Annotated in this window: 13 protein-coding genes and 1 pseudogene; 3 read left to right on the forward strand and 11 right to left on the reverse strand. The window is 76.5% G+C overall.

The annotated features are described in order from the left end of the window. The 3 genes and pseudogenes from VER05_RS02435 to VER05_RS02445 form a co-directional block, all read right to left on the reverse strand. A pseudogene (locus VER05_RS02435) lies at positions 1-994 on the reverse strand (polyribonucleotide nucleotidyltransferase); the annotation flags it as partial. Between the two features lie 218 nt (positions 995-1,212). Further along, entirely contained in the window at positions 1,213-1,482 is a 270-nt protein-coding gene (gene rpsO / locus VER05_RS02440; protein ID WP_154730160.1) for a 30S ribosomal protein S15, read from the reverse strand. A 107-nt stretch (positions 1,483-1,589) separates the two neighbouring features. Beyond that, on the reverse strand, positions 1,590-2,639 hold the full coding sequence (locus tag VER05_RS02445; protein WP_324843808.1) for a bifunctional riboflavin kinase/FAD synthetase: 1,050 nt from the start codon (positions 2,637-2,639) through the stop codon (positions 1,590-1,592). A gap of 155 nt (positions 2,640-2,794) precedes the next feature. On the opposite strand from VER05_RS02445, the gene VER05_RS02450 reads away from it, so the two are divergent. Further along, entirely contained in the window at positions 2,795-3,235 is a 441-nt protein-coding gene (locus tag VER05_RS02450; RefSeq protein ID WP_324843809.1) for a YdeI/OmpD-associated family protein, read from the forward strand. A 113-nt stretch (positions 3,236-3,348) separates the two neighbouring features. Here the strand turns inward: VER05_RS02450 and truB are convergent, their stop codons facing one another. After that, positions 3,349-4,323, reverse strand: a complete 975-nt coding sequence (gene truB, locus VER05_RS02455) for a tRNA pseudouridine(55) synthase TruB (RefSeq protein WP_324843810.1) — start codon at positions 4,321-4,323, stop codon at positions 3,349-3,351. Next, on the reverse strand, positions 4,320-4,964 hold the full coding sequence (locus tag VER05_RS02460; RefSeq protein WP_324843811.1) for a TetR/AcrR family transcriptional regulator: 645 nt from the start codon (positions 4,962-4,964) through the stop codon (positions 4,320-4,322). The genes truB and VER05_RS02460 overlap by 4 nt, the downstream gene beginning before the upstream one ends. 73 nt (positions 4,965-5,037) lie before the next feature. Here VER05_RS02460 and VER05_RS02465 point away from each other — a divergent pair, with 73 nt between their 5' ends. Beyond that, on the forward strand, positions 5,038-6,552 hold the full coding sequence (locus VER05_RS02465) for a DHA2 family efflux MFS transporter permease subunit (RefSeq protein ID WP_324843812.1): 1,515 nt from the start codon (positions 5,038-5,040) through the stop codon (positions 6,550-6,552). 135 nt (positions 6,553-6,687) lie between these two features. Here the strand turns inward: VER05_RS02465 and rbfA are convergent, their stop codons facing one another. The 5 genes from rbfA to rimP all read right to left on the reverse strand — a co-directional run bounded on the left by rbfA (position 6,688) and on the right by rimP (position 12,421). Continuing rightward, positions 6,688-7,164 carry a 30S ribosome-binding factor RbfA gene (gene rbfA, locus VER05_RS02470; protein WP_324843813.1) on the reverse strand — a complete coding sequence of 159 codons (477 nt, stop codon included), beginning with the start codon at positions 7,162-7,164 and terminating at the stop codon, positions 6,688-6,690. Between the two features lie 98 nt (positions 7,165-7,262). Continuing rightward, positions 7,263-10,166: a translation initiation factor IF-2 gene (gene infB / locus VER05_RS02475; protein ID WP_324843814.1), complete on the reverse strand. Its 2,904-nt coding sequence runs from the start codon at positions 10,164-10,166 to the stop codon at positions 7,263-7,265. A 178-nt stretch (positions 10,167-10,344) separates the two neighbouring features. Continuing rightward, positions 10,345-10,713: a YlxR family protein gene (locus VER05_RS02480; RefSeq protein ID WP_324843815.1), complete on the reverse strand. Its 369-nt coding sequence runs from the start codon at positions 10,711-10,713 to the stop codon at positions 10,345-10,347. After that, positions 10,710-11,840 (reverse strand): transcription termination factor NusA, encoded by a 1,131-nt coding sequence (nusA, locus tag VER05_RS02485; RefSeq protein WP_324843816.1) that lies wholly within the window; start codon positions 11,838-11,840, stop codon positions 10,710-10,712. Before nusA ends, VER05_RS02480 begins: the two co-directional genes overlap by 4 nt. A 2-nt stretch (positions 11,841-11,842) precedes the next feature. Further along, complete coding sequence (gene rimP / locus VER05_RS02490) at positions 11,843-12,421, reverse strand: ribosome maturation factor RimP (RefSeq protein WP_324843817.1); 579 nt, start codon at positions 12,419-12,421, stop codon at positions 11,843-11,845. A gap of 261 nt (positions 12,422-12,682) precedes the next feature. Between rimP and VER05_RS02495 the strand changes: the two genes are divergently transcribed. Further along, positions 12,683-13,858, forward strand: coding sequence for a DUF4439 domain-containing protein (locus tag VER05_RS02495; RefSeq protein WP_324843818.1), 1,176 nt, complete (start codon positions 12,683-12,685; stop codon positions 13,856-13,858). Positions 13,859-13,953: 95 nt separating this feature from the next. Here the strand turns inward: VER05_RS02495 and VER05_RS02500 are convergent. Next, positions 13,954-15,083, reverse strand: a 1,130-nt coding sequence (locus VER05_RS02500; RefSeq protein ID WP_324843819.1) for a His/Gly/Thr/Pro-type tRNA ligase C-terminal domain-containing protein, incomplete at its 5' end; no start/stop codon positions are given.

Here is a 15,083-nt window from a genome sequence, read left to right on the forward strand (position 1 = left end):
GGATGACCTTCTTGGTCACCGAGCGCACCGCGGCGGACAGCTCCTTCTCGCGGCCCTCGAACGAGGCGGCGAGCTGGTCCAGGACCTCGGCCTTGATCTCGTCCAGGCGGCCCTCGCGGGTCTGCTTGTCGGCGATCTGCATGGCCTCGAGGATCTTCGCCTCGGCGGCGCCCTCGACGGCCTCGTACGCGTCCGGCTGGTAGTCCGGGAACGTCGGGAAGTCGCGGGTCTCCTTGGCCGACTGCGCGGCGAGCTGCTGCTGCGCCTCGACCAGGGCCTTGATGAACGGCTTCGAGGCCTCGAGGCCCTCGGCCACGACGGCCTCGGTCGGGGCGACGCCGCCCTCGTCCTTGATGAGGTTCCAGGACTTCTCGGGCGCCTCGGCCTCGATCATCGCGATCGCGACGTCGCCGCCCTCGACCACGCGGCCGGCCACGACGATCTCGAACGTCGCGCGCTCGCGCTCGGTGTACCGCGGGAACGCGACCCACTGGCCGTCGATCAGCGCGATGCGCACCGCACCGACCGGGCCGGAGAACGGCAGGCCGGAGATCTGGGTGGAGATGGACGCGGCGTTGATCGCCAGCACGTCGTACGCGTCGTCCGGGTGGATCGCCAGCACGGTGACGACGACCTGGACCTCGTTGCGCAGGCCCTTGACGAACAGGGGGCGCAGCGGGCGGTCGATCAGGCGGCAGGCCAGGATCGCGTCGGTCGACGGGCGGCCCTCGCGGCGGAAGAACGAGCCGGGGATCTTGCCCGCGGCGTACTGCCGCTCCTCGACGTCCACCGTCAGCGGGAAGAAGTCGAACTGGTCCTTGGGGTGCTTGCCGGCCGTCGTGGCCGACAGCAGCGCGGTCTCGCCGTCGAGGTACGCCATGGCGGAGCCGGCGGCCTGCTTGGCCAGGCGGCCCGTCTCGAAGCGGACGGTGCGGGTGCCGAAGCGACCGTTGTCGATCACGGCCTCGGCGAACTGGATCTCGGGACCCTCCACGGGTGCCCTCCTTTGTCTCGAAGGCGCCGGACCGGTCACGGCGGTCTTCGATCGAGGCACCCGGACACGGTGTTCCGGGAACCACTACCGAGGACCGGACGCGTCGACCGGCGCGGAGTGAGAGTGGTGCGGTGGTGGTGCTGGCGTCGGGTCCCGGACCCCGGGGCCCGACGCAGGACCAGCCCGGACCCCCGCGGGGGTCCGGGCTGGTCACGCGGTCATCGGCGCAGGCCGAGCCGCTGGATCAGGCTGCGGTAGCGGTCGATGTCGACCTTCTGCAGGTAGCCCTGGAGCCGGCGACGCTGGCCGACCAGCAGCAGCAGCCCACGGCGGCTGTGGTGGTCGTGCTTGTGCGTCTTGAGGTGCTCGTTGAGGTCGTTGATGCGCTGCGTCAGCAGGGCGATCTGGACCTCCGGCGAGCCGGTGTCACCCTCGTGGGTGGCGTACTCGGCCATGATGGACTTCTTGGTGGCGCTGTCGAGGGGCACGACTCTCCTGGATTGTCTCGTTGCGCGGTGCTCCGGGGCAGGTCCACCCGGGCGCTCTCGTTCCGCGGCCGTTCTGACGGCTGTGCGAGTCTACCAGGTGCGGGTCGTCAGCCGGCGGCGCCGGCGAGCACCTCGCGGACCCCGGCGACGTCCTGGTGCATGCGGGCGATCAGCTCGTCCACCGAGTCGAACCGCAGCGTCGGGCGCAGCCGCTCGACGAACTCCAGCACGACCTCCTCGCCGTACAGGTCGAGGTCGGTGCGGTCCAGCACGTACGCCTCGACCCGGCGCTGCAGCCCGGCGAACGTCGGGTTGGTGCCGACCGACACCGCGGCGGGCAGCACCGCGTCCGGCGACCCGGCGGGCACGGCCGGGCGGCGGAGCCAGCCGGCGTACACGCCGTCGGCCGGGACCATGCCGGTCGCGTCCGGGGACAGGTTGGCGGTCGGGAAGCCGAGGTCGCGGCCGCGCTTGTCGCCGTGCACGACGGTGCCGCGCATCCGGTGCGGGCGGCCGAGGACGCGGGCGGCCTGCCGGACGTCGCCGGCGACCAGCAGCTCGCGGACCCAGGTGGACGACCAGCGGCGGCGCAGCGGGTCGGCGAGGGCGGCGGCGGGGTCGGGCGCGTCCGCGGCGGGGTCGGCCGCGTCCCCGGCGGGGTCGCCGGGCGCGTCCACGGGGTCGGGCGCGACGTCCTCGATCACCTCGACCGCGAACCCGAACCGCTCCCCCAGCTCGACCATCGTCGCGAGGTCGCCGGCGTTGCCCCGCCCGAACCGCACGTCCCGGCCGACGACGACGGTGCGCGCGCGCAGCCCGTCGACCAGGAACCGGCGCACGAACTCCTCGGCGGTCTGCTGCGCGAAGTCGAGCGTGTAGGTCAGCAGCAGCACGGCGTCGAGGCCGGTCTGCTCCAGGAGCTCCAGCCGGTCGGCGTCGCCGGTGAGCAGCGGCGGGGCCGTCTCGGGGCGGTGCACCTGCTGCGGGTGCGGCGTGAACGTCACGGCGACCGAGCGGGCGCCCACCGCGCGGGCGTCGGCGACCATCCGGGTCAGCACGCCGACGTGGCCGCGGTGCACCCCGTCGAAGTTGCCGACCGTCACCACCGACGGCCCGAAGTCCGCGGGGACCTGCGCGAGGTCCGTCCAGCGCTGCACCAGCTCTCCCGTCGGTCGGCGCCTCGCGGCGCGCTCGGCGCCGGCGGGGTCGCGGCGCGGGGACAAGCCTGCCACGGCGCGCGGGGTGCCTCGCGCGCGGCGGCGCTACGCTCGGCCCGCGGTCGCGCCGCGGCCCACGACCCCGGAGGTCCCGCATGGTCACCCTGCGCACCACGCTCGTCGCCACGGGCGGCACGACCACCGGCATCGAGGTGCCCGAGGAGGTTGTCGCCGGGCTCGGCCTCGGGAAGCGGGTGCCCGTGGTCGTCACGATCAACGGGCACGCCTACCGCGGGTCGATCGCCCCGTACGCGGGCGGGTCCTGGGTGGGCGTGTCGGCGGCGAACCGGGCCGCCGCCGGGATCGAGGCCGGGGAGCCCGTCGAGGTCGACCTCGCGGTGGACGACGCGCCCCGCACCGTCGAGGTCCCGGCGGACCTGGCGGCCGCGCTCGCCGCCGGCGGGCCGGCGGTGGCCGAGGCGTGGGCGGCGCTGTCGTACTCGAAGCAGCGCGCGCACGTGCTGGCGGTGGAGGGCGCGAAGACCGACGCCACCCGGGAGCGCCGCGTCGCGGCGGTGGTGGCCGCGCTGGGCTGAGCCCGGCGCGTGCGACGTCGTCGGCGCATCTGGCGCCGAGAGAGGACCGTTCCGCCGAGACAGGGCCGCGGGCGGTCCCGTCTCGGCCCGGAGGCCCCACCTCGGCGTACTGCTCAGGTCGCAGCGGCGAAGACCAGGGCCGGGCGGGCGTGCGGGCCGCGGTCCTCGAGGAGCGCCGCGAGGTCGCCCGCCGGGGTCAGCGCCGCGACCGTCACGCCCGCGCCGGTGCCCGTGGCGGGGATGCGCTGGCCGTAGGACAGCGCCCGGGCCTCGGCCTCGGTCAGCTCGCGCACCGGGAAGGTCGCCCGGGCGGCGTCCGCCAGCGGGAGGGTCTCGAGCGGCACGTCGGCCGGCCACGCCTCCAGGTCCGCCAGCGACCGGGCGCCGTCGACGCCGTAGCCGCCGACCCGGGTCCGCCGCAGCGCGGTCAGGTGCCCGCCGACGCCGAGCCCCCGGCCCAGGTCCCGCGCCAGCGCGCGGATGTACGTGCCCGACGAGCACACCACCGTGACGTCGACGTCGAGCGCGGCGACGCCCGACCCGTCCGCGTCGGGCACCTCGCGGGCCTCGTGCACGTCGAACCGGGAGATCGTCACCGGCCGCGCGGCGAGCTCGACGTCCTCCCCCGCCCGGACCCGCGCGTAGGCGCGCTGCCCGTCGACCTTGATCGCGCTCACCGCGCTCGGCACCTGCTGGATCGGGCCGGTCAGCGCGGCGACGCCCGCGTCGAGCGCGGCCCGGGTCACCCCCGCGGCGTCGGCGCGCGCGACGAGCTCGCCCTCGGCGTCGTCGGTGGTCGTGGCCACGCCGAGCCGGATCGTCGCGGTGTACTCCTTGTCGGCGCCGACGACGTAGGTGAGCAGCCGGGTGGCCCGGCCGACGCCGAGCACCAGCACGCCGGTCGCCATCGGGTCGAGCGTTCCGGCGTGGCCGACCTTGCGGGTGCCCGCCAGGCCGCGCGCCTTCGCGACGACGTCGTGGCTGGTCCAGCCCTGCGGCTTGTCGACGACCAGCAGGCCGTCGGGCGCCGTGGGGCGGCGCGGGCGGTCGGGACGGTCGGAGCGGCGCTGGTCGCGCGCGGGGCTCACGCGGACACCCCGGCGCGGTCGCCCGCTGCGGCGGCGGTCCCGGCGGCGGTCCCGGCGGCCACGACCTCGGGCGCGAAGCAGCGCAGCAGCGCGTCGAACCCGGCGTCCGCGCCGGCGTGCGCGAAGCCGTCCGAGCTGAGCAGCACGTTGATCAGCATGCCGTCGGCCACGAACCGGCGGGCGGTCTCGTCGCCGTCCGGGTCGTCCGGCTCGACGCGCTGCCGGAACAGCCGGAACACCTCCCCGAGCGTGTGCCGGGCGAGCGCGGTCACCTCCGGGTCCTCCGCGGTGAAGCCGTGCATCAACACGCGGAGCAGGTCGCGGTCGGCCATGAGCTCGACGTAGGCGCGCCCGGTGCGCTCGACCGCGCCGGGACCCGGCTCGACCGCGGTCATCGCCGCGAGCACCCGCTCGGTGGTGTGCCGGTAGGCCTCGAGGAACAGGCGCTGCTTGGACCCGAACAGCCGGACGACGTAGGGCTGCGACACCCCGGCGGCGCGCGCCACCTGGTCGGTCGTCGTCCCCGCGTAGCCGCCCTCGGCGAACACCTCGATCGCGGCCGCGAGGATCTGCTCGCGCCGCTGGTCCCCCGACATGCGGGGGGCGCGGGGGGCGGGCCGGGCGGCGTGCTCGAGGTCCATGGTTGACAGGTTATCAGTCGATTACTAGCGTGCGTCCGGTCGAAGTAATCAGCCGATGCTTACAGGAGCCCCGATGTCGACGCAGACCCGCACCACCGCCCCGGGCGGCCCCGTCGCCGGGGCACCGGCAGACACCCCGCCCGCCGCAGCCGCCGCCCGCACCGCGCCCGCGACCCCGCCCGGCACCGCATCCCGCCCCGCGACCCGCGCCGTCCCGGTCGCGGTCGCCCTGCTGGCCGCCTCGCTGCCCATGTTCATGGCGACGCTCGACAACCTGGTCGTCACCAGCGCGCTGCCCGTCCTGCAGGCCGAGCTCGGTGCCACGCTCACCGACCTGCAGTGGGTGGTGAACGCCTACGCGCTGGCGTTCGCGACGCTGATGATCGCCGCCGCCACCCTCGGCGACCGGTGGGGCCGGCGCCGCACCTTCCTCGGCGGGATCGCGGTGTTCACCCTGGGCTCGATCGCCGCGGCCCTGGCCGGCTCCCCCGGTGCCCTGATCGCCGCCCGCGCGCTCCAGGGCGTCGGCGCCGCGGCCGTCATGCCGCTGTCGCTGACCCTGCTCGCCGCGGCCGTCCCGGCCTCCCGCCGCGCCATGGCCATCGGGGTCTGGGGCGGGGTGTCCGGCCTCGGCGTCGCGCTCGGCCCGGTCGTCGGCGGCGCCGTGGTCGAGGGCATCTCCTGGCAGGCGATGTTCTGGATCAACGTGCCCGTCGCCCTGGTCGCGGTGCCGCTGGTGCTGCGGGCGCTCCCCGAGGGCCGCGGCCGGGCGCAGCGGCTCGACCTGCTCGGCCTCGTGCTCGCCGCCGCGGGCGTGCTCGGGATCGTGTGGGGCGTGGTGCACGGCAACGAGGACGGCTGGACGTCGGCCGGCGTGCTCGGCCCGATCGTCGGCGGCGTCGTCGCGCTCGCGCTGTTCCTGGCGCACGAGGCCCGCACCCCGCACGCGCTCGTCCCCCTGCGCCTGTTCCGGTCCCGGAGCTTCTCCGTCGCGAACGTCTCGGGCTTCGCGTTCTCGCTCGGCGCGTTCGGCGCCGTGTTCCTGCTCGCCCAGTACCTGCAGATCGTCCAGGGCTACTCCCCGCTCGAGGCCGGCCTGCGCACGCTGCCCTGGACCGCGGCGCCGATGGTGGTGGCCCCGGTCGCCGGGATGCTCGCGCCGCGGGTCGGCGTGCGGGTGCTGCTCACCGGCGGCCTCGTGGCGCAGGCGGCCGGGCTGGCGTGGCTCGGGTTCGCGGCGTCGGACGGCGGCTACGCCGCGCTGGTCCCGGGCCTGGTGCTCGCCGGGGTCGGCATGGGCCTGACCTTCGCGCCCAGCGCCACCGCCGTGCTGTCCGGCATGGCGCCCGACGACCACGGCACCGCGTCGTCGACGAACTCGACGCTGCGGGAGGTCGGGGTGGCGCTCGGCGTCGCGGTGCTGACCGCGGTGTTCACCGCCGCGGGCGGGACGATCAGCCCGGACGGGTTCGACGCGGGCCTGCGCCCGGCGGTGCTCACGGGCGCGGCCGTCATCGCCCTGGCGGCGGTCGCGTCGCTGGCCATGCCGCGCGGGACCGGCCGCGAGGACGCCCGCGCGGAGGCCTGACCGCGCCCCGGGCGGTGCGCCCGCCCCGCCCGGGCCGTCGTTCGCCGAGGTCGTCACAACGGCACGAGGTCGTCACTCAGGAGTGACGACCTCGTGTCGTTGTGACGACCTCACGGCCGCGGGCGGGCGGGACGCTCAGCGCGCCGCGTCCGCCTCGTCGGCGTCCGCCTCGTCGGCGTCCGCCTCGTCCTCGTCCGCCGGCCGGCGGTACGGGTCCGCCTCGCCGGCGTACTGGGCGCCCGTCGCCAGGGCCGAGACCTCGCGGTCCCGGCGCGCGGCCTCGAGCAGCGCCGCGTCCAGGTGCGCGGCCGTCTCCGGCACGGCGTCCAGGTGGAACTCCAGCGTCGGGGTGAGCCGGACGCCGGTCTGCTTGCCGACCTCGGACCGGATCAGGCCCTTGGCGCTCTCGAGCGCCTGCGCCGTGCCCGTGCGGGCCTCCTCGTCACCCAGCACCGTGTAGAACACGCTCGCGTGCTGCAGGTCGCCGGTGACGCGGACGTCGGTCACCGTCACGAAGCCCAGGCGCGGGTCCTTGATCCGGGTGTCGAGCATCTGCGCGACGATCTGCTGGATGCGGTCCGCGAGCTTGCGGGCCCGGGGGTGGTCCACCATGTCGATCTCCTCTCAGCGCCCGCGTCGGCGGGCGGACGAACGGCCGCGGGCCTGCCCCCACGCTCGACGCGTGGGGGCAGACCCGCAAGTGGGACCGGTCAGGAGCGCGGCTTCTCGCGCATCTCCCAGGTCTCGATGACGTCGCCCACCGTGATGTCGTTGTACGACCCGAGGCCGATACCGCACTCGAAGCCCTCGCGGACCTCGGTGGCGTCGTCCTTGAACCGCTTGAGCGACTCGACGGTGAGGTTGTCGCCGATGACCGCGCCGTTCCGGAGCACCCGCGCCTTGGTGTTGCGGCGGATCTCCCCGGACCGGACGATCGAGCCGGCGATGTTGCCGAACTTGGAGGAGCGGAACACCTCGCGCACCTCGGCGGAACCGAGCTGCACCTCCTCGTACTCCGGCTTGAGCATGCCCTTGAGGGCCGCCTCGACGTCGTCGATCGCCTGGTAGATGACCGAGTAGAACCGGACGTCCACGCCCTCGCGCTCGGCGAGGTCCTCCACCCGCTCCGCGTACTTGACGTTGAAGCCGATGATGATGGCGTTGTCGACCGTGGCGAGGTTGACGTCGTTCTGCGTGATCGCACCGACACCGCGGTGGATGACCCGCAGGTCGACCTCGTCGCCCACGTCGATCTTGAGCAGCGCGTCCTCCAGCGCCTCGACGGCACCGGACACGTCGCCCTTGAGGACCAGGTTGAGGGTCTCGACCTTGCCCTGCTGCAGCGCCTGCGTGAAGTCCTCGAGGCTGATGCGCTTGCGGCGCTTGGCCAGGAGGGCGGCGCGCTCGGCGGCCTCGCGCTTCTCGGCGATCTGCCGCGCGGTCCGCTCGTCCGGCGCCACCAGGAAGGTGTCGCCGGCGCTCGGGACCGACGCCAGGCCGAGGACCAGCACCGGACGGGCCGGGCCCGCCTCGGTGACGTTGTCGCCGTGCTCGTCGAACATCGCCCGGACGCGGCCGTGGGCCGTGCCGGCCACGATCGCGTCGCCGACGCGCAGCGTGCCGGACTGGACCAGGACGGTCGCGACGGCGCCGCGGCCCTTGTCCAGGTTCGCCTCGATGGCGACACCGCGGGCGTCCTTGTCGGGGTTGGCCCGCAGGTCGAGCGCGGCGTCCGCGGTCAGCAGGACGGCCTCGAGCAGCTGGTCGATGCCCATCCGCTGCTTGGCGGAGACGTCGACGAACATGGTGTCGCCGCCGTACTCCTCGGCCACCAGGTTGTACTCGGTGAGCTGCTGGCGGATCTTGGCGGGGTTCGACCCCTCCTTGTCCACCTTGTTGACCGCGACCACGATCGGCACGCCGGCCGCCTGGGCGTGGTTGAGCGCCTCGATGGTCTGGGGCATCACGCCGTCGTCCGCCGCGACCACGAGGATCGCGATGTCCGTCACCTGCGCACCACGGGCACGCATGGCGGTGAACGCCTCGTGACCCGGGGTGTCGATGAACGTGATGGCCCGGTCCTGGCCCTCGTGCTCCGTACGCACCTGGTAGGCACCGATGTGCTGGGTGATGCCGCCGGCCTCGCCCGCGACGACGTCCGTGGACCGGATGGCGTCGAGGAGCTTGGTCTTTCCGTGGTCGACGTGACCCATGACCGTGACGACCGGCGGGCGCGGGAACAGGTCCTCGTCGCCCTCGCCCTCGAGCTCGGCGTCCAGGTCGATGTCGAAGGCCCCGAGCAGCTCGCGGTCCTCCTCCTCGGCCGAGACCATCTCCACGACGTAGCCGAGCTCGGTGGCCAGCGTGCCGAAGGTGTCCTCGTCCAGGGACTGCGTCGCGGTCGCCATCTCACCGAGGTGGAACAGCACCGTGACCAGCGAGGCCGGGTTGGCGTCGATCTTGTCGGCGAAGTCGTTCAGCGACGAGCCGTGGCGCAGGCGGATGACGGTCGAGCCGTTCCCGCGGGGCACCTGCACGCCGCCGAGCGACGGCGCCTGCATCTGCTCGAACTCCTGGCGCTTCGCGCGCTTCGACTTCCGCCCGCGGACCGGACGACCGCCGGCGCGACCGAACGCGCCCTGGGTCGAGCCACGACCACCGGCACCGGGACGGCCGCCGCCGCCACCCGGACGGCCGGCGAAGCCGCCGCCACCGCCGGGACGGCCACCGCCGCCGCCGTAGCCGCCGCCACCACCGGGACGGCCACCGCCGCCGCCGGCACGGGCCGGACGGTCGCCGGGGCGGCCGACGCCGCTCGTGCTGCGGCCGGGCATCATGCCCGGGTTCGGGCGCGGGCCGCCGGGACGCGGCGCCGCGGGACGGGGACCGCCGGGACGGTCGCCGGCACCCGCACCGGCCGAGGCGGCCGGGGCGTCGGTGCGGCGCTCGCCCGGGCGGGGCATGCCCTGCGAGGACGCGAACGGGTTGTTGCCCGGGCGCGGGCCACCGGGGCGCGGACCGCCGGAGCGGGGCATGCCCTGGGAGGACGCGAACGGATTGTTGCCCGGGCGCGGACCGCCCGGACGCGGCGCGCCGCCGGGGCGCGGGCCGCGGTCGCCGCCGCCACCCTGGCCCTCGGCCGGGCGGGCCTGCTGGGCCGGACGCGGCGCCGGGGCGGCCGGACGGGCCGGACCGGGACGCGCGGCCGGGGCCGACGGGGCGGACGCCGGCGGTGCCGCGGGGGCGGCCGGGGCCGGGGCAGCCGGGGCTGCGGCGGCCGGGCGCGCCGCCGGGGCGGGCGACGGGGCCGGCGCCGAGGGGCGCGCGGCCGGGGCAGGAGCAGCCGGCGCGGCGGCGGCCGGGGCCGACGGCGCGGGGGCGGCGGGGGTCGCCGACGGCGCCGGCGTCGCAGCCGGGGCGGCGGCGGGCCGGCTCGCGGCGGGCTTGGCGCCGCCACCGGCGGGGTAGGTGTCCCGCAGCTTGCGGACCACCGGCGGCTCGATCGTCGAGGACGCCGAGCGCACGAACTCTCCGAGCTCGTTCAGCTTGGTCATGAGGGACTTGCTGTCGACTCCGAGCTCCTTGGCGAGCTCGTAGACGCGGACCTTGGCCACATCTCTCCCTGTCTCGGCCCGCCCGGACAGGGTCGGACCGTCGTTAGTGCTGGGTACTCATCGCTGGGTACTCATCGGTGCGTGCTCATCGGGCAGCCATCGGCTCTTCGACCCGCTTTCCCTGTTCGACGGTGCACATGCCACCCCGGCGGGTTGCCCGGGCGGCGACGGTCCTCCTCTAGGCCCCGAGGTGCTCCCGCACCGCGGACGTGTCCAGCGGCCCCGCGAGACGCAGGGCCCGCGGGAACGCACGACGGCGCTCGGCGAGCTCGAGACAACGAGGATCGGGGTGCAGCCACGCCCCCCGGCCCGGCAGCGCCCGGCGCACGTCGACCACGACCGCGGTGTCACCCGCGTCCGTCGTCGCCGCGACCACGCGCAGCAGGACCGACCTCGGACCGGCGTTCCGGCACCCCACGCACGTGCGCACCGGGCCCACGACGACCTCCGCAGCGTCGTCCGCTGCGTGGGTGTCGGGGTGGCGCCTGCTCGGCGAGGAGAGCCGGGCGTCCGGCCCAGCCGACCTCAGTCTAGCGCGCGACGTCACCCGACTCGACCGGCGGCGCCGGCGTCGCCGTCCGCCGCGGGCGAACCGGCCGCCTGCGGGGCCTCGTGCGGGGCCTCGTGACCGCCGTCGGCGCCCTGCGCGTCGGACCGGATGTCGATGCGCCAGCCCGTCAGCTTCGCGGCGAGGCGGGCGTTCTGGCCCTCCTTGCCGATCGCGAGCGACAGCTGGTAGTCCGGCACGACCACGCGCGCGGCGCGGGCGGCCGGGTCCACGACCGTGACGGACAGCACGCGCGCCGGCGACAGCGCGTGCGCGACCATCTCCGCCGGGTCGTCCGAGTGGTCGACGATGTCGATCTTCTCGCCGTGCAGCTCGGCCATGACCGCGCGCACGCGGGCGCCGAGCGGGCCGATGCACGCGCCCTTGGCGCCGAGGCCCTGCACGCGGGACCGCACGGCCATCTTGGTGCGGTGCCCCGCCTCGCGGGCCAGCGCGGTGATCTCGACGTGGCCGTCGGCGATCTCCGGGACCTCGAGCTCGAAGAGCTTGCGGACCAGGTTCGGGTGCGTGCGGGACAGCGTGATCTGCGGGCCCTTCGAGCCGCGCGACACGTCGAGCACCAGCGCGCGGATCCGCTCGCCGTGCACGTACTTCTCGGTCGGGACCTGCTCGTGCGCGGGCAGCACGGCCTCGGTGCCGCCGACGTCCACCAGCACGACGCGCGGGTCGCGGCCCTGCTGGATGACGCCGCCGAGGACCTCGCCCTCCTTGCCGCGGAACTGCCCGAGCACCTGGTCGTCCTCGGCGTCACGCAGCCGCTGCACGATCACCTGGCGCGCCGTGGCGGTCGCGATCCGGCCGAAGCCGGCCGGGGTGTCGTCGAACTCCGGGCCCAGCGAGGTCGTGGTCGGCGGCACCGCGGTCACCGTGCCGTCCTCGTCCTCCGCCGGCTCCGGCGCGTCGGGCGCGGGCACCACGGTGCGCTCGCGCGCCCACACGGTGACGTGGCCCGAGCGGCGGTCGAGCTCGACGCGCGCGTCGGCGTGGGCGTCGGGGGTCCGGTGGTACGCGGACAGGAGCGCCTGCTCGATGGCCGAGACGAGCACGTCCAGGCTGATCTCGCGCTCCCGCTCGATGAGCCGCAGCGCCTGCATGTCGATGTCCACGATCAGTCCTCCCGGCCCTGCGGCCCGTCGGGGGCGGTGTCGCCGCCCCGTGCCTCGTCCTTGTCCCGCACCAGCTCGACCTCGACGCGGCCCTCGCGGACCTGCGCCAGCGGCAGCCGCACCGGGTCGCCGATCTTGGCCGGCCGGCCCTTGACGCCCGGCGTCTCGGGCGTGACCACCACCGCGTCGTCCGCGTCCGTGGTCCCCCGCTCGACGTCGACGAGGCGGCCGGTCAGCGACCCGCCGTCGGCGAGCCGCAGCACCACGAGCCGGCCGACGGCCCGCGCGTAGTGCCGGCGGGCGACGAGCGGCGCGGTGGCCCCGCGGCTCGACACCTCGAGGGTGTACCGGTCGGGCAGGCCGTCCAGGTCGTCGAGGGCCGCGGAGACGGCGCGGGACACGTCGGCGACGCCGTCCAGGTCCACCTGCTCCTCGACGTCCTCGGGCGCGTCGAGCACGACGCGCACCACGGCCTGGCCGCCCTCGCGGCCCAGCTCGACGTCCTCCAGCCACAGGCCGGCGGCGGTCACCACCGGCTCGATGGTCTCCCGGATGCGCTGCGCGCTGGCGGGCGCGGGCATGTTGACCTCCTGTGTCGGTCCTCGGCGGGGTGCGGCCTCGTCGCGCGCACGCCGACACCGGGGACGTCGACGCTGTGTGGTTGTCGGTCCTGCACGGTGGAGCGGCGCGCGGCGGACCGCGTGCTGCGACCAGCGTACTGACTCCGTGGCGCCGCACCCGCCGGACGGGGCCCGGACCGGGTGCGACGTGCGCGACACCGGCCCCGGCACCGGACCTCGGGTCCGGTCCGCGGGCGGGCGTCCGTGGCAGGATCGCCCGCGATGCCCCGCACCGTCCCGCGCCCTGCCGCGCGCCCCGCTCCCGTCCGGTCCCGGCGCGCCCGCGCCCTCGCGGGGGCGCTGGCGCTCGGCACCGCCGCGCTGCTGTCGGGCTGCGGCCTGCGCCTGGAGACCGAGCCGCCCGCCGAGCCGGTGCCCGACGCCGCGGAGCAGGTCCGCCGGGACGCGGTCGACGACGCGCTCGCGCTCGCGTCCGCCGCCGAGACCGCCGCCGCGGGCGCCGACGAGGGCGTCGGGGCCGTGCTCGGGCTGGTCGCCTCGACCGCGCGCGTCCAGGTCGAGGCCCTGGGCGGGGTGTACGAGTCGGGGCTGGCCCTCCCGGACGGCGCGACGCCCTCCCCCACGCTGTCCGCCACCGACCCGGCCGCCACCCCGGCCGACGTCCTGGCGCTGCTCGGCGCCGCCGCCTCCGAGGCCCGCTCCGACGCGCGGGCGGCCGACGACCCGGCGCTGGCCCGGCTGCTCGCGTCCGTCGCGGCGTCCCGCGCCCAGCTCACCGACCGCCTCGCGGCCGCGCTCGGCGCCGAGCCGCCCGCGGTCGACGCGGAGCCCGAGGGCGGCTTCACGGCCGGCGGGTCGGCGGACGGGTCGGGGTCGGGCGACGGGTCGGCGGCGCTGCCGTCGGCGTCCGCGTCGGGGTCCGCCACCGGCGCCGCGAGCCCGGCGCCCGCGCCCACCGCGAGCAGCCCCGCCGACGCGCTCGGCGCCGACCTCGACCGGGCCGACGCCCTCGCGCTCGTGCTCGCCGAGGACCAGGCCGGCTACGGCTTCGAGGTCGCCGCCGCCCGGCTGTCCGACGACGCCCGGGCCCGCGCCCGGTCCGCCGCGGCCGCGCACCGCGCCACCGCGACCGCGTGGGCCGAGGCGGTCGGCGTCGCCGGCACCGCCGAGGACCCCCGCCGCGTGGCCTACGAGCTGGGCGGCGACCTGTCGACCGCCGAGGCCGTGCGGGCGTTCGCGGCCGGCCTGCTGACCGACCTGGCCGCCGTGCACGCCGACGCCGTGCTCGACACCGGCGCGTCGACGGCCGACCGCACCGCCGCGGTCGACGGCCTGCGCACCTCCGCGGTCGAGTCGCTCGCCTGGGGCGCGGCCCCGACGGCCCTCCCGGGCCTCCCGGCGACGCCGGCGGCGTCCCCCTCCCCGACCGCGGGCTGACCCGCGCCGCGGCGCCCGCGAGGGGCGCCCGACAGCGCGACGGCCCCGCGCCCCCGCCGGCCGGCAGGGGTGCGGGGCCGTCGCGGCGCGCCGGGTCAGCGCGCCAGCAGCGCGTCCACCAGCTCCGCCACGCGGTCCGCGGCCTCCGCGACCGGGACCTGCTCGGCCTGCGGGCCGCCCTCGACGACCACGCGCGGCCGCACCTCGACGACGCCGTCCGCGAGCCCGCGGCCCACGACGACCGTCAGCGGCACGCCCAGCAGCTCCGCGTCGGCGAACTTCACGCCGGGCGAGACCTTGAACCGGTCGTCGTACAGCACCTCGATGCCGCGGGCGTCCAGGGTCTGCGCCAGCGACTCGGCGGCGTCGAACACCGCGGCGTCCTTGCCGGTCGCGACGATCTGCACCTGGGCGGGCGCCACGCCCGCCGGCCAGGCGAGGCCGCGGTCGTCGTGGTTGGCCTCGGCCAGCGCGGCGAGCACGCGGGACACGCCGATCCCGTACGAGCCCATCGTGACGACCTGGGACTTGCCGTTCTGGTCGAGCACGGTCAGGCCCAGGGCCTGCGCGTACTTGCGGCCCAGCTGGAAGATGTGGCCGATCTCGATGCCGCGCGCGAGCTCCAGCGGGCCGGAGCCGTCGGGCGCCTCGTCGCCGGCGCGCACCTCGGCCGCCTCGACGGTGCCGTCCGCGGCGAAGTCGCGCCCGGCCACGAGGTCGAACACGTGCTTGCCGGGCTCGTTCGCGCCGGTGATCCACCGGGTGCCCTCGACCACGCGCGGGTCGAGCAGGTACCGCACGGCGGTGCGGCCCTCGGCGTCGGCGGCCAGGCCCTCGGGGTTCGGGCCGAGCGCGAGCGGTCCGATGTAGCCCTTGACCAGCTCGGGGTGCGCGGCGAAGTCGGCCTCGACGGCCGGCTCGACCTCGGCGGGGGCCACGGCGGCCTCCAGGCGCTTGAGGTCGACCTCGCGGTCGCCGGGCAGGCCGACGACGAGCAGCTCGCGCACGCCGGTCGGCTGCACCAGGGCCAGCACGACGTTCTTCAGCGTGTCGGCGGCGGTCCAGGCGCGGTCCGGGCGGGCGAATCGCTCGTTCGCGATCGCGACCAGCGAGTCGATCGTCGGGGTGTCCGGGGTGTCCTCGACGTGCGCCGCGGGCGCGTCGTCGTACGGCAGCGCCGGCGGGGCCGGGGTCGTGACGGCCTCGACGTTCGCCGCGTAGCCGC

It is taken from the genome of Cellulomonas sp., from assembly GCF_035634735.1.
Taxonomy (GTDB): Bacteria; Actinomycetota; Actinomycetes; order Actinomycetales; family Cellulomonadaceae; genus Cellulomonas.